This is a genomic window from Georgenia sp. TF02-10, from assembly GCF_022759505.1.
Taxonomy (GTDB): Bacteria; Actinomycetota; Actinomycetes; order Actinomycetales; family Actinomycetaceae; genus TF02-10.
Genome location: NZ_CP094289.1, coordinates 3,284,608 through 3,301,620, shown reverse-complemented (window position 1 = coordinate 3,301,620; position 17,013 = coordinate 3,284,608). Strand labels below are relative to the sequence as shown.

The following is a 17,013-nucleotide window of genomic DNA, read 5'->3' as shown; positions in this document are numbered from 1 at the left end:
CGGGGGTCACGGACCCAGGATCCGGGAGAGGGCCGCGGGGAGGTCCCGGTGCGTACGGACGGTCTCCAGCCTGCCGCGCCCCAGCCGGGCCAGGTCGCGCCCCAGTTCCGCGTCCTTTTCGCCCGAGGTGTCGAGCAGGACGTCCAGCCTCGGCAGGGTCGCCGCGACGCTCCGGGGATCGGGCCCGGCGTTGTGCACGCAGTCGGAAAGCAGCAGGACCCGCCCCTCGGCACCGAGGGTCTTGGCGAGCTCGTCGCGGGCGAGCCGTAGGGGGAGCTCGACGTTGGTGAGTCCGCGTGCCGGGATGCGTACGAGCAGGTCGAGGATCTGGTTGGCGGGCACCCCCCGGCCCATGGGCGCGAGGATCGCCGCGTCGGACCAGAAGGCGATGACGGCCAGGTCGTCGCGGACAAGCTCACCGACGAGCGCACCGACGGCCGCCGCTGCGGATCGGACGCGGTCCCCGCGCATGGAGCCGGAGACGTCGATGACGAGGACGACCGCCCGGTGCTGCCGGATGCGCTCGCGCACCACGATGTCGCGGGCGTCGGGCACGGGGTTGGAGACCAGGTTGTCGATCGTCGCCTCGAGGTCGATGTCGTCCGCGGCCCCGGCGAAGGGCAACGATTCGAGGTCGCCGAGACCGCGCCGTGCGGTTGCCCGCCTCGGCGGCTGTGGGATCGCGAGTGCCGCGGCGATCTCGCGGGCGCGTCGCAGTGCGTCGGCGTCGGCGGCCTCGTCGAGGTCCGCGAGGTCGACGACCGCACCCTCCTCGCCGGTTTCGCCCGGCGCCGCCGTTCCCCTGGCGCGAGCGGCGGCCTTGTCACGACTCCCCCCGGTGGCGATGAGCACCTGTCCGCCGCCCTCACCGGTCGCGGGCTCGAAGACCGTGGGCTCCTGGTCGAGCACCTTGGACCGGCGCGGGCGCACCTGTGACTTCTCGGACCGACGACGCACCGGCGAGTCGGCCTGGACATCCCTTCATCCCGGCTCGGCTGCTGCAGGCAGGAGGATGAAGTGGTCCTCCCAGATCTGGTGGATGACCCTCTCCGGGGTGGTCGCAGCGGCCTCGTCGACGTGGATGCGGCCGGACAGGGCGACGAGCGCGGCATCCCGCATCGACTCGGCGTAGCGCCGGCGCGGGGTGTCCTCGGCGGTCACCCGACCGTCGCCGGGGCTGGTGATGCCGCGCAGGGCGAGCAGCTGGGCGGCGACGAGGGCGAGGTCGATCGCGCCGCGCACGGAGCTGCCCTGGCGGGTGTTCTCGTGGTCGCGGGTCGCGCGCGTGAGGGCGACCGCGTCCGTGACGAGCACGGCGGCGAGATCCGCCGAAATGCTCGAGCCCGCGTCGACGTCGGCGTCGGGCGAGAAGCCCGTGCGCAGGGCGACGATCTCCCGCTCCGAGGCTGCGTCCTGGTAGTCGACGACGAGCCGGTTGAACCGGTCGTGGACGGAGGAGGACAGACGAGTGGTGCCGACGTTGTCGTAGGGGTTCATAGTGGCGATGACCCGGAACGTCGGCAGCGCGGTGACCGTGCCGACGCGCGGGACGGTCACCTCGCGCTCGGCCATCGCCGTCAGGAGGGTGTTGATGGTGTCGTCGGGGGCCCGGTTGAACTCCTCGATGTAGAGAAAGCCGCCCTCGCGCATGGCCCGCACGAGCGGGCCGTCGACGAAGTTCTCGTCCCGGTAGCCCTCCCGGAGCACACGCGCGGGGTCGTGGCCGCCGATGAGCTTCGACGGCGTGAGGTCGGCGTTGCCCTCGACCAGCACGAACGGGATCCCCCACTCCTCGGCGATCGCGCGCAAGAGCGTGGACTTCGACGTGCCGGGCGGCCCCTCGAGGAGGATGTCCCGTCCGGCCGCCACCGCGGCGAGGACCAGGTCGAGCTCGTGCTCCCGACCGACGACGCGCTCCCGGATGTGCGCCCGCACGCGCGTGACGTACCCGGTGTCGCGTATGCCGGTGGACTGCGTGCTCATCCTGGTCCTCGCCTCTGCTGTTCTCGTGGTTGGTGGAGGTCAGTACTGCGACATGCCGGCGTCGACCGCCATCGACAGGCCGGTCGTGAACGACGACTCGTCGGACAGCAGATAGAGCACCGCGTTCGAGATCTCGCGCGGCTGCATGAACGTGTCCGGCAGCCAGGTGTTGAGCATTGACACGATGCCCGGGTTGTCGTCTGCCAGCTTCTCGAACGCCGTGAGGACCTGCCCCATGTGGGTGTCCACCGGACCGGGGTGGATAAAATTCACCCGGATACGGTCCTTGCCCATCTCCTGGGCGAAGGACTTCGCCATGCCGGTCACCGCGAACTTCGACGCGTTGTAGGCGACGTTGAACGGACCGGCCTTGATGCCGTTCGCCGAGGAGATCAGGACGATCGACCCGCCGTTGCCGGCCTCGAGCATCGTCGGTGCGGCCGCCATGACCGTGTGCCACACCCCGACGAGGTTGATGTCGATCGTCGTGCGGAACTCCTCCTCCGTGAAGTCCTGCCAGTGGTTGAAGATGTCGATGCCCGCGTTGGCGACGATGCCGTCCAGACGGCCGCCGAGCTCGGCGACTCCGGTGCTCGCGACCTCCTTGAGGCGGGCTAGGTCGCGGACGTCGGCCTGCTCGGCGACGATCCGCCGGTCCAGCGCCTCGACCTGGCGGACGGTCTCCGCGAGGTCCTCCTCCGTCGCGCCCTCATAGGCCGTCACCCCCGGGATCGCCTCGCAGATGTCGACCGCGATGATGTCAGCGCCCTCCTCGGCGAGGCGGAGCGCGTGGCTCCGACCCTGCCCGCGCGCGGCGCCCGTGATGAAGACGACCTTGCCGTCCATGCGTCCCGCCATGGTGTTTGACTCCTCTTGTCTCGATCAGTGGTGGCTGGCTACTTGGTCAGCTGTCCGGCGTCGACCTTGAGCTCCATGCCCGTGATGTAGCGGGCCTCGTCGGAGGCGAGGAAGAGCAGCGCGTTGGAGATGTCGATCGCCTCGACCCACGGGACCGGGAGGGCGTTCATGCCGAGCATGACTTCCCGGAGGTCCTCCTTGCCCGGGTTGTCCAGATCGGGCCGGAAGAGCTGGTAGAACGCCTCGTTCTGGATCATGTCCGTGTCGACGCTCGTGGGGTGGATCGTGTTGACCCGGATGCTCTCCCTGGACAGCTCGAGGGTAAGCGACTTCATGAGACCGACGACGCCGTGCTTCGCCGCCACGTAGTGCGAGAGGTTCTCGTACCCCTTGATGCCCGCCGTCGAGCTCGTGAGGATGATCGATCCCCCGTTGCCGCCGGCCTTGAGGTGCGGCACGGCCGCCTTCACGGTGTGCCAGACACCGGTGAGGTTGACGTCGAGCATGGTCTGCCAGCCGACCTCCGACATCACGTCGGCCTGCGCCAGCTCGCCGGTGATGCCGGCGTTGCCGGCGACGATGTCAACGCGGCCCAACTCGGCGAAGCCCTCGTCCGCCACGGCCTTCACGGCATCGAAGTCCCGGACGTCGGCCTCGCGAGCGATGATCCGGCGGTCCAGCGCCTCAACCTGCCGGACCGTCTCGGCGAGGTCCTCGGGGGTGGGTCCCGGGAACTGGTTGGTCTCCACGTCCTTGCAGATGTCGAACGCGATGATGTCCGCGCCCTCCTCCGCGAGTCGAACGGCGTGGCTCCGTCCCTGGCCCCGTGCCGCGCCGGAGATGAACGCGACCTTGCCTGCTACTCGTCCAGCCATGATGTGCGACTCCTTCGTCTTGATCGGTGGTGAACTCGGATGTGATCGACCATCGGCCGCCGGTCCGTGGGCTGATCGGCGGCCGATGACGGTCGCACGGTCCGGGATGCCCCGTGCTAGTAGACGACCGACTTCAGGCCGGCGCCTGCGTCGACGGCGAGCGGTACGCCCGTGATGTACCGCCCCTCCTCAGAGGAGAGGAAGAGCAGCGCGTTGGAGATGTCCACGGGCTCCACCCATGGGATCGGCAGCGAGTTCATCGCCTGCGACGTCGCCGCGAAGTCCTCGTCAGTCGGGCTCTCCAGGTCGGGCCGGAAGAGCTTCTTCGTGGCCTCGTTCATGATCATCGGCGTGTCCACCTGGGTGGGGTGGATCGAGTTGACGCGGATGTTGTGAGGGGCGAGCTCGATGGCGAGGGACCGCATGAGGCCGACCAGACCGTGCTTGGCCGAGACGTAGTGCGAGATGTTGCCCATGCCCTTGAGGCCTGCGAGCGAACTAGTGAGAACGATCGATCCGCCGTTGCCGCCGGCCTTGATGTGCGGGATCGCCGCCTTCACGGTGTGCCACACGCCGGTGAGGTTGATGTCGATCATCGTCTGCCAACCGCCCTCGGACATGACGTCGGCCTCCGCCATCTCGCCGGAAATGCCCGCGTTGGCGGAGACGATGTCGATGCGGCCGAGCTCGGCGAAGCCCTCTTCGGCGATCGCCTTGATGGCGTCGAAGTCCCGCACGTCCGCCTCGCGGGCGATGATGCGGCGATCGAGCGCCTCCACCTGGCGGACGGTCTCCGCGAGGTCCTCAGCGGTCGGCCCGGCGTAGGGGACGTGCTCGACGTCCTTGCAGATGTCGAACGTGATGATGTCGGCGCCCTCCTGGGCCAGGCGCACGGCGTGGCTGCGCCCCTGACCGCGGGCACCGCCGGAGATGAACGCAACCTTGCCCTCGACTCGTCCTGCCATCGTCCTTGTCCTCCTTGACTCGGTCGTCAACCGCCCGGGCTCGTGCCCGGGCGGGGGGTGGGGGCGGTCAGCCGCAGCCGCACCCGCCGGCACCGCAGCCGCAGCCGCCGTCGGACGGGGCCGCCGTCGTCCCGGCCAGCGGGCCGAGGCTCGCGCCGGCCGGCGGACGGTCCGGGGCGAAGCCGGCGAGGGGGTTCTCCCCGCAGGCGCCCACCGGGGGCCGGTCCGGGGTGAAGCCGGCGAGCGGGTTCTCCTCGCACGCGCTGACCGGCGGCCGGCCGGGGTTGGTCCGGCCGATCGTCACCGGCACCGGGCGGCTCTTCGTCCGCGGCCGCGGCGGTGCAGTGCGGTGGCTGTGGTCCCCGGTCGGCCGGGGCAGCTGGGCGGTGTCGGCGCGGGAGCCGAGCAGCTCCTCCCCGAAGCCCCGGACGCACTCGGGGTCGGGCCCGTCGAGCGGGAGGCCGGTGAAGAACTTGGCGGCCATGCACCCGCCGCGGCAGGAGCCGAAGAGCTGGCAGGTCGAGCAGGCCCCGCCCTGCTGGGGCACGCGCAGCTCGGTGAAGAGGTCCGCGTGGCGCCAGACGTGCTGGAAGCCGCCGTCGGTGATGACGTTGCCCGCCTTGAACTCGTCGTGGATCGCGAACGGGCAGGCGTAGACGTCGCCGACCGGGTCGATCAGGCAGACCACCCGTCCGGCGCCGCACAGGTTCAGGCCGGGCAGGGTCTCGCCGTAGGCCGAGAGGTGGAAGAAGGAGTCGCCGGTGAGGACCCCCTCGCCGTGCGCGACCAGCCAGTCGTAGAGCTCGCGCTGCTGCTCCGGGCGCGGGTGGAGGTCGTCCCAGACGTCCGCGCCGCGGCCGGACGGGCGCAGCCGGGTGATCCGGAGGGTGGCGTTGTACCGGTCGGCGAGGGCCTTGAACTGGTCGAGCTGGGGGATGTTGTGCCGGGTCATGACCACCGAGATCTTGAACCCCTCGACCCCGGCGGCGTGCAGGTTTTCCATCGCCCGGACGGCCAGGTCGAAGGACCCCGGTCCGCGGACGGCGTCGTTGACCTCGGCGGTGGCGCCGTCGAGGGAGATCTGGACGTCGATGTAGCCGTTGTCGGCGATCTGGCGCGCGGCCTCGGGGGTGATCCGCACCCCGTTGGTGGAGAACTTCACGCCGACGTCGTGGGCGGTGGCGTACTCCACGATCTCCCAGAAGTCGGGCCGGACGGTGGGCTCACCGCCGCCGATGTTGACGTAGAAGACCTGCATGCGCTGCAGCTCGTTGATGACGGCCTTGCACTGCTCGGTGCTCAGCTCGTTCGGGTCGCGGCGGCCGGAGGCGGAGAGGCAGTGGCTGCACGAGAGGTTGCAGGCGTAGGTCAGCTCCCAGGTCAGGCAGATCGGGGAGTCGAGCCCCTTCTCGAAGTGGTCGATCAGGCTGGGGCGGGGTGTCGGGGCGGCCGGGGGAGCGGGTGGGGCGATGGTCATCGGGGGAGTACCTCGGGCTCTGCGCTGCTGACGGGCTCGGCGGGGGCGAGCATGTGGATGTCGACGAGGCGCTGCAGCGCGGCGTCGAAGCCGGCCTGCTCGGCCGGGCCGACGCCCGCGGCGGTGCACGCCTCGCGGGCGGTGGCGTGGGACGCCAGGGTGGTGACGACCTCGAGCAGGCGGCGGTCCTTGAGGAAGGTCAGGCGGCGGGTGTCGAAGTGGTAGAGGAGCGCGCCGAAGGGCTCGGGCCGGACGGCCACCGCGGGGTGGACGCGCCACCGCGCGGCGGGGTCGAACCTGAGGCCCGGCCCCGCGGCGGGGGTGGCACTGGTGTCAGTAGACACCGCACATGCCGTCGATCGAGACGTCCTCGAGCAGGTCCTGGGCCTGGACGGCGTTCTGGTCCTCGATGGGGTTGCTCATGGTGGTCCTCCTTCGGACTTCCGGTGACGCCCGGCTCCGTGCGCCGGCGCAAGGTGTGATGCACGTTATATGACACTCTGTGCCAAACGCAACGAGGGTGGTGAGATGGGAGGCATGCCCGACATGCGCAGCCCCGCGGCGGGTGGTGCTGCCGCCCCGCCCCGGCCCGGCCGCCCGCCCGCGACGACCCACCGGGACCTCGAGCGCCTGGGCATCGAGATGTTCACCCGGTCCGGGTACGCCCGCACCAGCGTGCAGGACATCGCCGACGCGGCCGGGATCTCCCGGCGCACCTTCTTCCGCTACTTCCCCACCAAGGCCGACGTCGTCTGGGGCGACTTCGACCGCGAGGTCGACCGGCTGCGGGCGACGCTGGACGAGATGCCCGCGGAGGCGCCGATGATGACGGCCCTCCGGCTCGCCGTCGTGGAGTTCAACCGGGTCCCGGCCACGGAGACCGAGCACCACCGCGCCCGGCTCCGGCTCATCCTCGGCGCCCCCGACCTGCTCGCCCACTCGATGCTGAAGTTCGCCGGCTGGCGGCGGGCGGTGGCCGGCTTCGCGGCCCGGCGGCTGCACCAGGCACCGCAGGACCTGCACCCGCAGGTGGTCGGCGAGTGTGCGCTCGGGGCCGCCGTCGCCGCCTACCGCCGCTGGCTCGACGACGACCGGGCGCAGCTCACCGAGCTGATCGACGAGGCGTTCCGGCTGCTGGAGCGGATGGACCTCCCCGCCGCGGCGGCGGCGGGCGCGGCCGGAGGACACCGGTGAGCGGGGGATGGTGAGGCTGACCGAGGCGACGTGGACCGAGGTCGACGGGGCCACCCGCCGGGTGCTCGTGCTGCCGGTGGGGGCGCTGGAGCAGCACGGCCCCCACCTGCCGCTGAGCACCGACGCCCGCATCGCCGAGCGGGTCGCGGCAGCGGTCCACGAGCAGCGCCCGGCCGCCGGGCTGGCCCCGGTGCTCTGCTACGGGGCGAGCGGGGAGCACGCCGACTTCCCGGGCACGGTGTCGATCGGCGGGCCGGCCCTGCAGGCGGTCGTCGTCGAGCTCGTCCGGCACGTCACGCGGGACTGGCCGGTCGTGCTCGTGGTGAACGCGCACGGCGGCAACGCCGCGGCGCTGGCCGGCGCGCAGGAGGTCTGCCGGCAGGAGGGCCGGCGCCTGGCGGTGCACCACATCGGCCTGCCGGGGATGGATGCCCACGCCGGCAGGTCGGAGACCTCGTTGATGCTCCACCTCGACCCGGCGGGCGTGCGCACGCTCCCGCGGGCGGCCGGGGTCACCCAGCCGGTCGCCGAGCTGCTGCCCCGCCTGCGGACCGAGGGTGTGCGGGCCGTGAGCCCGACCGGCGTGCTGGGCGACCCGCGCGGCGCCACGGCCGAGGAGGGGGCCCGGCTGTTCGCCGCGCTCGTCGCGCGCGCGACCGCTGCGTTCGACGACGTGGCGGGTGAGTCGGGCAGGACCGGCCACGGGGCGCCGGACGAGTCGGACGAGCGATCACCAGGTTCCCGAACCGCTGGCCGGTGATCCAGACCGTCTACCCCGGTGGCGCGCACGAAGGAAGGCCGAGGTGTCGAGAAGCAGAGGGCTCCAGGGTAGCCAACGCTCGGTCGAGGCGGATTCGGACGGTGTCGGTGGCGTCGGGGAGAATGGCGGCGTGCTGACCATCGCCACCATCAACGTCAACGGGATACGCGCCGCGATCCGGCGCGGCATGGACCAGTGGCTCGCGCACCGCCGGCCGGACGTCCTGCTCCTGCAGGAGGTCCGCGCCACCGACGACGTGCTGGCCGGCCACCTCGGCCCGGGGTGGCACATCGTGCACCAGGCCAGCGAGATCAAGGGCCGTGCCGGGGTCGCCGTCGCCGCGCGGCTGCCCGCCGCGGCGGTGCGGGTCGGGCTCGGCGACGGCGAGCCCGCGGTGGACACCGGCCGGTGGGTGGAGATGGACCTGGACGTCCCGGGCGCGGACCGGCCGCTGACCGTCGCCTCCGTCTACGTCCACTCCGGCACCGCGAACACCCCGGCGATGGACGCCAAGTACGCCCACCTGGACCGGGTCACCGACCGCCTGGCCGAGCTCGGCGCGCAGGCGGCGGCCGGCGAGCGGGACGTCGTCGTCGGCGGGGACGTCAACATCGTCCGCCGCCCGGACGACATCAAGCGGTGGAAGGAGAACCACAACCGGGTCGCCGGGGTCCTCGACGAGGAGATCGCCTACCTGGACCGGTGGATCGACGAGCTCGGCTACGCCGACCTCGGCCGCCGGCACGCCCCGGGCGCCGCCGGCCCGTATACCTGGTGGTCCTGGCGCGGGAAGGCCTTCGACAACGACGCCGGCTGGCGGATCGACTACCAGCTGGCCTCCCCGGGGGCGGCCGAGCGGTCCACGGCGGCCGTGGTGGACCGGGCCCCGGCCTACGACAAGCGCTTCTCCGACCACGCCCCGGTGGTGGCGACCTACGAGACCTGAGCGGCGCCGTCGGACCAGGAGACCCGGGCGCCGCCGTCGTCCCGCCGCCGTCGCCGTCAGTACCGGATCGCGTCGATCGGCTTGACCCGCACCGCCACCAGCGCCGGGACCAGACCGGCGAGCGCGCCCACGGCGGTCGCGGCCACCAGGCCGGTCACCGCGACGCCGAGCGGGAACGGCGGGACGTCCTCGATGGCGAACCCCAGCCACGTCTCCATCGGCAGCGCCCGGACGACGGCGACGGCGATCGCCACCCCGATCAGCCCGGCCAGGGCGGTGCCGACCACGGACTCCAGCATGATCGAGAAGAACACCCGGGCCGACGTCGCGCCGAAGGAGCGGCGGATGCCGATCTCCCGGATCCGCTGGCGCACGGTGACCAGGGCGATGTTGACCAGGCTGAGCGCGCCGAGCAGCAGCAGGAGGGTGCCGATGCCGAGCACGACGAGCTGGAAGGTGGCGTCGAACGCCTCCTGGTCCTCCAGGCTGGTGCGGTAGACGTCCACCTGGGAGTCCGGGCCGAGCGCCGTCGTGAGGTCGTCCCGGACGGTCTGCTCGGCCTCCTCCGCGGCGCCGGGCGGCACCCACAGCTCGAGCTGGGGGACCGCGCCCATCGCCGGGTCGATCGCCGCGCCGCCGGTCCGGGCGTACGGGTCGTACAGGGCGAACGCGGCGGGCCCCTCCCCCTCCCACCGGTCCGGGACCACCCCGGTGATCACCATCGTCGTCGGCCGCTCGCCGCGCACGGTCAGGGTGGGCGCGCCGGCGAGGTCGCGCGCGCCCAGGGCGCGCAGGAAGGACTCGTTGACGACCAGGGCCGGGGCCCGGCGCTGCTCGTCGCCGGGGACGAACCACGACCCCTCGCTCACCCGGAGGCGGTGGATCGTCCCGTACGGCTGGTCGACCAACTGCAGCTGGCTGTCGACGGCGGCGCCGCCGTCGGCGCGGAACCGCTCCGACGCCCACAGCACCACCGAGGAGTGGCTGACCTGGTACCGCTCGGTCAGCGCGCGCATCGCCGGCAGGACCTGGTCCGGGTCCGTCGCCGCATACGCCGAGGCCATCACCGTGACCCGCCGGCCGGTGTCGCGCTCGAGCATCTCGTTCTGCGCCTGGGAGGTCATCTGCCCGACCGCCATCACCCCGGTCATCGCCGCCACCGAGACCGCCACCCCGACCAGCGAGAGCAGCACCCGCAGCCGGTGCAGCCGGAGCTCCTCCCACGCCTCGACCAGCGCGGCGACCAGCCCGGTCATGCCCCGGCCTCCAGGGCGGTGAGGGACGCCAGGGCGTCGGCCCGGGCCGGCTCCAGGGCCACCGGGGTCAGCACGCCGTCGCCGAGGCGGTAGTGCCGGCTGGCCCGGGCGGCCACGGACAGGTCGTGGGTGATGGTGATCAGCGCGGCGCCGCTCTGGCTGGCGACGTCGTCCAGCAGGGTCATCACCTCCGCGCCGGTGTCGACGTCGAGGGCGCCGGTGGGCTCGTCGGCCAGGATGATCCGGGGGGAGCGGACCAGGGCCCGGGCGATCGCGACCCGCTGCTGCTCCCCGCCGGAGAGCCGGGCGGGCATGGACTCCAGCCGCCCGCCCAGCCCGACCCGCTCGAGCATCTCGGTGGCGACGGCGCGGCGGCGCCAGAAGGTCCGGCCGGTGGCGTAGAGCAGCGGCGCGAGCACGTTCTCCAGCGCGGTGCGCCCGGGCAGCAGGTTGAACTGCTGGAAGACGAAGCCGAAGTCCTCCCCGCGGCGCCGGGCCCGGGCGCGGGCGCCGAGCCGGGCGACGTCGACGCCGTCGAGGTGGTAGGTGCCGGCGGTGGGGGAGTCCAGCAGGCCGAGGAGGTTCAGCAGGGTGGTCTTGCCGGTGCCGGAGCGGCCGACGACGGCGACGTGCTCCCCGCCGTCGACGGCCAGGTCCACCGAGCGCAGGATCTGCAGCTCGGACAGGTCCGGCAGCCGGACGGTGCGGGCGATGCCGGCGAGCTCGAGCAGGGCCACGGTCAGAACACCGCCGGCTCGTCGGTCGGCTCGTCCAGCGGGCTGACGTCGCCGACGGGGACGAACTCCAGGATGGTGTCCCCCTCCGCCAGCCCCTCGACGACCTGGACGACGGTGCCGTCGGTGAGCCCAAGCTTCACCGGGGTCTCCACCGGCTCCCCGCCGTCCTCGCCGACGACCCACACGTTCCCGGTGCTGAACAGCCCCTGCACCGCGGTGACCGGCACGGTCAGCACCCCGGTGGCCTGCCCGGCGGTGATCGTCATCGTCCCGCCGAGGCCGGGGAAGACCGTGACGCCCGCCGGCACCGCGCAGCGGACCTCCACCGTCGCGCTGGTGGTCGGGTCGGCCGGCTCGCCCATCGGGTCCACCGCCGGGCCCGGCTGCCCGGCCTCCCCGGGCGCCGTCGTGACCTCGGTGCCGATGCTCAGGTCGGTGCAGGTGAACGGCGCCGGCCCGCCGACGACGGCGACCTCGGCCTCGGAGGGGGCGTCGAGCAGGCGGTACTGCTGCTCGGCCGACAGGTCCCCGGTGACGGAGTGGGTGCCCGGGGTGACGGTGGCGACGACGTCCCCGACGGCCACCTCCTGGTCGAGCATCACCTTCAGCGCGAAGGTGCCTGCGGAGGGCGCCTGGACGGTGGAGCGGCGGACCTTCGGCGCCTGCTCGACCATGGTGACGGTGCCGTCCTCGCCGACCACCTCCCGGGGTGGGACGGGCTCCTCCTGGCGGATCTCCAGCAGCGGCGCCCCGGCCTCGACGTGGGTGCCGTCGGCGACGGCGAGGTACCCGACGGTGCCGGCCAGCCCGGCCTTGGCCTCGACCGGGGCGTCGGCCACCACGACGGCGTCGACCGTGACGGTGTTGGCGACGTCGCCGGTGCTCACTGGGACGACCGGGTCGGTGAAGTCGGCGGTGGCCTCGACGGGCGGCTCGGCATCGGCGCCGGGGGCGGCCCCGCCGCCGAAGGCGAGCCTGACCAGGGCGACGGCGATGACTGCCCAGACGAGCAGCCGCAGCGCCGGGAAGAGGATGTGCCGAGCGAAGGTCATGTCGTCCCCGAGGTCAGGGGCGTCCGCACCCGGCCGCCCGCGGCGGCACGGCCGCCGTCGGCCGTGCTGTACGGCGCGAACCTACCGGGACGCCGGCCCGGCGGGCGGCCGAACACGCGGGGTTTCGGTCAGGAACCGGCGGTCGGGCGCCGGCGGACCGCCCCGCCTGGTCAGCCGACCCGCCGGGCCGCCCCGCCCGCCGTCGCCAGCAGGAAGGCCGGCGGGGTGAAGCCGGCCCCGGCGAAGGCGCCGGCCACCGCGTCGGCGACGGCGTCGGCGGCGCCGGCGTCCACCAGCGCGATCGCCGAGCCGCCGAACCCGCCGCCGGTCATGCGGGCGCCGTGCGCGCCCGCCGCCCGGGCCGTCTCGACGGCGAGGTCGAGCTCGGGCGCGGAGACCTCGTAGTCGTCCCGCAGCGAGGTGTGCGAGTCGTCCAGCGCCTCGGCCACCCGGTCCAGCGCCCGCCCGCGCAGCTCGCGGCCCGGGTTCTGGTCCAGCCGGGCGACCAGGAACATGACGCGGCCGATCTCGGCCAGCACGTGCCGGACCCGCCGGCGCTGCTCGTCGTCGGCCAGCCGGTCCAGCACCTCCTCCGGGGTGGTCTCCCCCTCCAGCACGGCGTCGGCAGGGGTGCGCAGCGAGGGCACGCCGAGCACCGCGGCGGCCTCTTCGCACACCTGCCGGCGGCGGGCGTACTGGCCGTCGACCAGGCGGTGCTCGGCCCGGGTGTCGATGACGAGCAGGGCGAGCCCGGCGGCGGCGAGGTCGAGCGGGACCTGCCGGGTGCTGCCGTCGCGGCAGTCCAGCAGCAGGGCGTGCCCGGCGCGGGCGCGCAGCGCCGCCGCCTGGTCCATCCCCCCGGTGGGGGCCCCGGCCACCTCGTTCTCCGCCCGCACGCAGGCCGCGGCGAGCCTGGCCCGGCCGTCGTCGTCAGCGCCTAGGCCCAGCCCGGCGGCGTCGTCCAGCGCGATCGCGACGGCGGCCTCGATCGCCGCCGAGGAGCTCAGGCCTGCGCCGTAGGGGACGCAGGAGTCCACCGCCAGGTCGAACCCGGGCAGGCTCCCGGCCGGGGCCAGGCCGTCGCGCTCCAGCGCCCAGGCCACCCCGGCGACGTAGGCCGGCCAGCCGGTGACCGCGCCGCCGGCCGCGCCCGCGCTGGCCGGTGCCACGCTGTCCAGGTCCACCACCTGGACCCCGTCCGGCTCCTGGGCGCTGACCAGGCGGGCGGTGCGGTCCGCGCGGGGGCGCAGCGCCACGAAGGTGCGGTGCTCCAGGGCGATGGGCAGGCACAGGCCGTCGTTGTAGTCGGTGTGCTCGCCGATGAGGTTGACCCGGCCGGGCGCCGTCCACACCCCGGCGGGCTCGCCGTCGAAGGCCGCCGCGAACACCGCCCGGGCCCGGCCGGCCCCCTCGGCGTCGGACCACGCCGGCAGCGGGGCGCTCACTGCTCGGCTCCGGCCGGCGCGGGCTCGGCGGCCACGGCGGGGACGACCTCGCGGAACCGGTCGGCGATCCGCTCGGGGGTGGTGTCGGAGATCCACGCCCCCATGCCGGACTCCGAGCCGGCGAGGTACTTCAGCTTCCCCGGGGCGCGCAGGACGGAGAAGAGCTGCAGGTGCAGGCGCAGGTCCTCCCGCCCCAGCCGCACCGGGGCCTGGTGCCAGGCCGCGATGTACGGCAGGCGGATGGGCTGCCCGGCCCGCGGGTCGCCGTCGGGCCAGACGAAGAAGGCGTCCCCGCCCTGCAGCACCCGCAGGTAGATGCCGGCGAGGTCCGCCCGCTCCGCGTCGGTCAGGGCCGGCAGGTCCGGGACGTCCCGGCGGGGGGCGAGGTGGACCTCGACGGGCCAGCGGGCCGCCGCCGGGACGTAGGCGACCCAGTGGTCGCTCTCGGCGACCACCCGGCGGCCGGCCCGCAGCTCGGCGTCCAGGACGTCGCGCAGCAGGTTGCGGCCGGTGCGCTCGCGGTGCGCCCGGGCCTGGCGGAGCATCGTCGCGGTGCGCGGGGTGACGTAGGGGTAGCCGTAGATCTGCCCGTGCGGGTGGTGCAGCGTCACCCCGATCTCCTCGCCGCGGTTCTCGAAGCAGAAGACCTGCTCGATGCCCGGCAGGGCGCCCAGGGCGGTGGTGCGGTCGGCCCAGGCGGCGATGACCGTGCGCATCCGGTGGGTGCCGACCCCGGCGAGGGAGGCGGTGGCGTCAGGGGAGAAGCAGATGACCTCGGTCCGGCCGGCCGCCGGCCGCACCGGCCACAGCTCCTCGCCGTCGAGGTGGCTCACCTCGTCCGGGACGCCGGGCACCGCCACCAGGGAGGGGAAGCGGTTCTCGAAGACGACCACGTCGTAGTCGGTGTCCGGGATCTCCCCGTCGGAGTACGCCGCGCCGGGGCGGGCCGGGGCGAACGGGTTGGCGTCCGCCGGCGGCAGGAAGGTGCGGTTCATCCGGTGGGTGGCCATCGGGACCCACTCCCCGGTCAGCACGTCGTAGCGCATCTGCGGCGCCGTCACCGGGCGGGCGACGCCGTCCGGCCCGACGACGTCGGCGAAGCGGTCCGGCAGCGGCCGGGGGTCGTCCAGCCGCCGGGTCTTCGCGCCGGAGACGTACGGCTCGCTGTCGTCGAAGTAGATGAGCTCGCGGCCGTCCGCGAGGCGGGTGGTGGTCTTGCGCACGGCGGGCGCGGGTGTGGCTGGGTCGGGCGTGGGCGCGGCCGGGTCGGGCGTGGTGGGGTCGGGCGTGGTGGGGTCGGGCATGGTCACTCCTGGGCGAGGTCGAGGACGACGTCGTGGCTCTCCAGGGCCGCGGCGGCGGTGGGCGGGGGCGGGGCGTCGGTGACGAGGACGGCGAGGTCGTCCAGGCTGCAGAAGGTGCGCAGCCCCGGCACGCCCCACTTGGTGGCGTCGACGACGGCGACCGCCACCCTGGCCGCGGCCACCATCGCGGCGTTGGTCTGCGCCTCGGCGAGGTTGGGCGACATCAGGCCGCGCTCGGCGTCCGCGCCGTGGGCGCCGAGGAACGCCCACTCCACCCGCAGGCTGCGCAGGGCGTCCACGGCCACCGGGCCGACGAGCGCGTCGGACCTCGTCCGCTCCCCGCCGGTAAGGACGACGGTCGCGGCCGGCCGGCCCTCGTCGTGGGCGCGCTCGGCCGCCTCGTGCAGGACCTGCGCGGCGGGCAGGGAGTTGGTCAGGACGGTCAGGGTGCCCAGGTGCTCCAGGTCGACCAGCGCCCGGGCGACGGCGAGGGTGGTGCTGCCCGCGGTGAGCAGGAGGGCGTCCCCGGGCCGCACGCGGGCGGCGGCGCGCCGGCCGATCGCGGCCTTGGCGGCCTCGTGCTGGCCGGCCTTGGTGGTGAACAGCGGCTCGGCGGCGGCGGTGGAGGGGGCGACGGCACCGCCGTGCACCCGCTCCACGAGCCCCTGGCCGACGAGCTCGTTGATGTCGCGGCGCACGGTCATCTCCGAGACCCCGAGCGCCTCGACCACCTCGGCCACGCGGATCCCGCCGTGCCGGGCGACGGCGTCGACGATGAACTGCTGGCGCTGCCGGGCCAGCGGCGGGCCGGAGGCGGGAGCCTCGGTGGTCATGCCGCAAGCATGGCAGTCCGAACAGAAACCAACAAGCTGGGCTGGTGGGAGTTGTTCGGGTTGGCGCTAGAGTGGCGCCGGCCGACGGCCTGGCGCCCGCTGATGCGTCCGAGCTGGCGTCACCCGGCTCCGGCGGCCCCGCTCCGGCCGCCCAGGCTCGGCGGTGCGAACTCCGGGTGCCCCGACCCGGCGGTCCGGCTCCGGTCGACGATGGCCGGGCCGGGGCCGCTCGCGTGCTTGCGCGCCTCCGACGGTCGTCGATAAAGACAAACGGTTGCTGTGAGCAACCACTTTGCCAGTCTCGATGCGCCGAGCCGGCCCCGACCGGTGAGGGTTCACGCCGAGAAAGGCAAAACGGTTGCTGTGAGCAACCACTTTGCCAGTTTCGACGTGATGAGCCGGCGAGCCGAGCCGACACGAGCAGGGGCGGCGCAGGCCCAGGTGCGTACGGGGATGGCCGTCGGCGTCGACGTCGGCCAGCGGCCGCCGCGTGCAGCTCACCACGCCTTCGGCGACATACGTCCTTGTGACACTGGCACGGACAGGGGCGCGCTGGGGGCAGGTGGCCACGACACGCAGGCGGCCATGGACAGCTAACCGGTCGGCCGACGGTGCGCAGGCGCCGTCGGGCAGCACCCTCCGTGGTCGCCGGATCCCGGCAACTCCTGCCAGGATGGCGACGTGCCCGCCCGTTCTCGCCGTCCCCTCCGACGGCGGTGACCATGCACCTGCCCCCGCGCCACGGTGACCAGGTCCGGATCGGCGTCGCCCTGGAGGTCCCCGCCCCCTACGGCCCGGCGCTGCGCGCGGCCCGCGCCCGGCTGGGTGACCCCCTCGCCCACGCCATCCCCCCGCACGTGACCCTCGTGCCGCCCACCGTCGTCGAGGCGGCCGAGCTGCCGGTCGTGGTCGACCACCTCGCCGAGGTCGCCGGCCGCTACGCCCCGTTCGTCGTCCAGCTCGCCGGGACGGGCACCTTCCGGCCGGTCACGCCGGTGGTCTTCGTCAACGTCGTCCAGGGCGGGGACCGGTGCGAGGAGCTGCAGCGCGCCGCGCGCACCGGCCCGCTGGCCCAGGAGCTGCGCTTCCCGTACCACCCGCACGTCACCGTCGCCCACGACCTGCCGGGCGCCGCCCTGGACGAGGCCGAGCGCGACCTGGCCGGCTTCGCGGCCACCTACGCGCAGGGCAGCATGCGCCTGTACGAGCACGGTGACGACGGCGTGTGGCGCACGGTGGCTCGGCTGCCGCTGGTCGGCAGCACCGTGGTGCCCGCCGCCGCGCGCTAACGGCCCGCCGGCACACGCGCCGGCCGGAGCGCGAGCGGC

Annotated in this window: 18 protein-coding genes; 4 read left to right on the top strand and 14 right to left on the bottom strand. The window is 73.9% G+C overall.

Going from position 1 to position 17,013, the window contains the following annotated elements:
- Positions 1-6: 6 nt before the first annotated feature.
- The 8 genes from MF406_RS15005 to mftA form a co-directional block, all read right to left on the bottom strand.
- Positions 7-930, bottom strand: a complete 924-nt coding sequence (locus MF406_RS15005) for a VWA domain-containing protein (RefSeq protein WP_242895321.1) — start codon at positions 928-930, stop codon at positions 7-9.
- Positions 931-981: 51 nt separating this feature from the next.
- Positions 982-1,983 carry a MoxR family ATPase gene (locus tag MF406_RS15000; protein WP_242895319.1) on the bottom strand — a complete coding sequence of 334 codons (1,002 nt, stop codon included), beginning with the start codon at positions 1,981-1,983 and terminating at the stop codon, positions 982-984.
- Positions 1,984-2,022: 39 nt separating this feature from the next.
- Positions 2,023-2,841, bottom strand: a complete 819-nt coding sequence (locus MF406_RS14995; RefSeq protein WP_242895317.1) for a mycofactocin-coupled SDR family oxidoreductase — start codon at positions 2,839-2,841, stop codon at positions 2,023-2,025.
- 38 nt (positions 2,842-2,879) lie between these two features.
- Positions 2,880-3,716, bottom strand: coding sequence for a mycofactocin-coupled SDR family oxidoreductase (locus MF406_RS14990; RefSeq protein ID WP_242895315.1), 837 nt, complete (start codon positions 3,714-3,716; stop codon positions 2,880-2,882).
- A 116-nt stretch (positions 3,717-3,832) separates the two neighbouring features.
- Positions 3,833-4,681 (bottom strand): mycofactocin-coupled SDR family oxidoreductase, encoded by an 849-nt coding sequence (locus MF406_RS14985; RefSeq protein WP_242895313.1) that lies wholly within the window; start codon positions 4,679-4,681, stop codon positions 3,833-3,835.
- Between the two features lie 67 nt (positions 4,682-4,748).
- Positions 4,749-6,158, bottom strand: coding sequence for a mycofactocin radical SAM maturase (gene mftC / locus MF406_RS14980; RefSeq protein ID WP_242895311.1), 1,410 nt, complete (start codon positions 6,156-6,158; stop codon positions 4,749-4,751).
- The gene (mftB, locus tag MF406_RS14975) at positions 6,155-6,502 is read right to left on the bottom strand and encodes a mycofactocin biosynthesis chaperone MftB (RefSeq protein ID WP_242895309.1); all 348 of its coding nucleotides are present in this window, start codon (positions 6,500-6,502) and stop codon (positions 6,155-6,157) included. Before mftB ends, mftC begins: the two co-directional genes overlap by 4 nt.
- Positions 6,492-6,581 (bottom strand): mycofactocin precursor MftA, encoded by a 90-nt coding sequence (mftA, locus tag MF406_RS14970; protein ID WP_242895307.1) that lies wholly within the window; start codon positions 6,579-6,581, stop codon positions 6,492-6,494. Before mftA ends, mftB begins: the two co-directional genes overlap by 11 nt.
- A 105-nt stretch (positions 6,582-6,686) precedes the next feature.
- Between mftA and mftR the strand changes: the two genes are divergently transcribed.
- The 3 genes from mftR (at position 6,687) to MF406_RS14955 (ending at position 9,058) form a co-directional block, all read left to right on the top strand.
- Positions 6,687-7,352 (top strand): mycofactocin system transcriptional regulator, encoded by a 666-nt coding sequence (gene mftR / locus MF406_RS14965; protein ID WP_242895305.1) that lies wholly within the window; start codon positions 6,687-6,689, stop codon positions 7,350-7,352.
- A 7-nt stretch (positions 7,353-7,359) separates the two neighbouring features.
- Positions 7,360-8,112, top strand: a complete 753-nt coding sequence (mftE, locus tag MF406_RS14960; RefSeq protein ID WP_242895303.1) for a mycofactocin biosynthesis peptidyl-dipeptidase MftE — start codon at positions 7,360-7,362, stop codon at positions 8,110-8,112.
- Between the two features lie 130 nt (positions 8,113-8,242).
- Entirely contained in the window at positions 8,243-9,058 is an 816-nt protein-coding gene (locus tag MF406_RS14955; RefSeq protein WP_242895301.1) for an exodeoxyribonuclease III, read from the top strand.
- A gap of 56 nt (positions 9,059-9,114) precedes the next feature.
- On the opposite strand, the gene MF406_RS14950 is transcribed toward MF406_RS14955, so the two are convergent.
- The 6 genes from MF406_RS14950 to MF406_RS14925 all read right to left on the bottom strand — a co-directional run bounded on the left by MF406_RS14950 (position 9,115) and on the right by MF406_RS14925 (position 15,685).
- Positions 9,115-10,314 (bottom strand): ABC transporter permease, encoded by a 1,200-nt coding sequence (locus MF406_RS14950; protein WP_242895293.1) that lies wholly within the window; start codon positions 10,312-10,314, stop codon positions 9,115-9,117.
- Positions 10,311-11,051: an ABC transporter ATP-binding protein gene (locus MF406_RS14945; protein ID WP_242895291.1), complete on the bottom strand. Its 741-nt coding sequence runs from the start codon at positions 11,049-11,051 to the stop codon at positions 10,311-10,313. The genes MF406_RS14950 and MF406_RS14945 overlap by 4 nt, the downstream gene beginning before the upstream one ends.
- A 2-nt stretch (positions 11,052-11,053) precedes the next feature.
- Positions 11,054-12,103: a secretion protein HlyD gene (locus tag MF406_RS14940; RefSeq protein WP_242895283.1), complete on the bottom strand. Its 1,050-nt coding sequence runs from the start codon at positions 12,101-12,103 to the stop codon at positions 11,054-11,056.
- A 170-nt stretch (positions 12,104-12,273) separates the two neighbouring features.
- Entirely contained in the window at positions 12,274-13,548 is a 1,275-nt protein-coding gene (gene galK / locus MF406_RS14935; RefSeq protein WP_242895281.1) for a galactokinase, read from the bottom strand.
- Positions 13,545-14,852, bottom strand: coding sequence for a galactose-1-phosphate uridylyltransferase (gene galT / locus MF406_RS14930; protein ID WP_242895279.1), 1,308 nt, complete (start codon positions 14,850-14,852; stop codon positions 13,545-13,547). The genes galK and galT overlap by 4 nt, the downstream gene beginning before the upstream one ends.
- A gap of 2 nt (positions 14,853-14,854) precedes the next feature.
- Positions 14,855-15,685, bottom strand: coding sequence for a DeoR/GlpR family DNA-binding transcription regulator (locus MF406_RS14925; protein WP_242895277.1), 831 nt, complete (start codon positions 15,683-15,685; stop codon positions 14,855-14,857).
- Positions 15,686-16,407: 722 nt separating this feature from the next.
- On the opposite strand from MF406_RS14925, the gene MF406_RS14920 reads away from it, so the two are divergent.
- Complete coding sequence (locus MF406_RS14920) at positions 16,408-16,974, top strand: 2'-5' RNA ligase family protein (RefSeq protein ID WP_242895275.1); 567 nt, start codon at positions 16,408-16,410, stop codon at positions 16,972-16,974.
- The last annotated feature ends 39 nt before the right edge of the window (positions 16,975-17,013 follow it).

Bases quoted from the DNA above. Each gene is read 5' to 3' on its own strand.
- MF406_RS15000 (WP_242895319.1), bottom strand. From the start codon at position 1,983: ATGAGCACGCAGTCCACCGGCATACGCGACACCGGGTACGTCACGCGC.
- MF406_RS14995 (WP_242895317.1), bottom strand. From the start codon at position 2,841: ATGGCGGGACGCATGGACGGCAAGGTCGTCTTCATCACGGGCGCCGCG.
- MF406_RS14990 (WP_242895315.1), bottom strand. From the start codon at position 3,716: ATGGCTGGACGAGTAGCAGGCAAGGTCGCGTTCATCTCCGGCGCGGCA.
- MF406_RS14985 (WP_242895313.1), bottom strand. From the start codon at position 4,681: ATGGCAGGACGAGTCGAGGGCAAGGTTGCGTTCATCTCCGGCGGTGCC.
- mftC (WP_242895311.1), bottom strand. From the start codon at position 6,158: ATGACCATCGCCCCACCCGCTCCCCCGGCCGCCCCGACACCCCGCCCC.
- mftA (WP_242895307.1), bottom strand. From the start codon at position 6,581: ATGAGCAACCCCATCGAGGACCAGAACGCCGTCCAGGCCCAGGACCTG.
- mftR (WP_242895305.1), top strand. From the start codon at position 6,687: ATGGGAGGCATGCCCGACATGCGCAGCCCCGCGGCGGGTGGTGCTGCC.
- mftE (WP_242895303.1), top strand. From the start codon at position 7,360: ATGGTGAGGCTGACCGAGGCGACGTGGACCGAGGTCGACGGGGCCACC.
- MF406_RS14950 (WP_242895293.1), bottom strand. From the start codon at position 10,314: ATGACCGGGCTGGTCGCCGCGCTGGTCGAGGCGTGGGAGGAGCTCCGG.
- MF406_RS14940 (WP_242895283.1), bottom strand. From the start codon at position 12,103: ATGACCTTCGCTCGGCACATCCTCTTCCCGGCGCTGCGGCTGCTCGTC.
- galT (WP_242895279.1), bottom strand. From the start codon at position 14,852: ATGCCCGACCCCACCACGCCCGACCCCACCACGCCCGACCCGGCCGCG.
- MF406_RS14925 (WP_242895277.1), bottom strand. From the start codon at position 15,685: ATGACCACCGAGGCTCCCGCCTCCGGCCCGCCGCTGGCCCGGCAGCGC.
- MF406_RS14920 (WP_242895275.1), top strand. From the start codon at position 16,408: ATGCACCTGCCCCCGCGCCACGGTGACCAGGTCCGGATCGGCGTCGCC.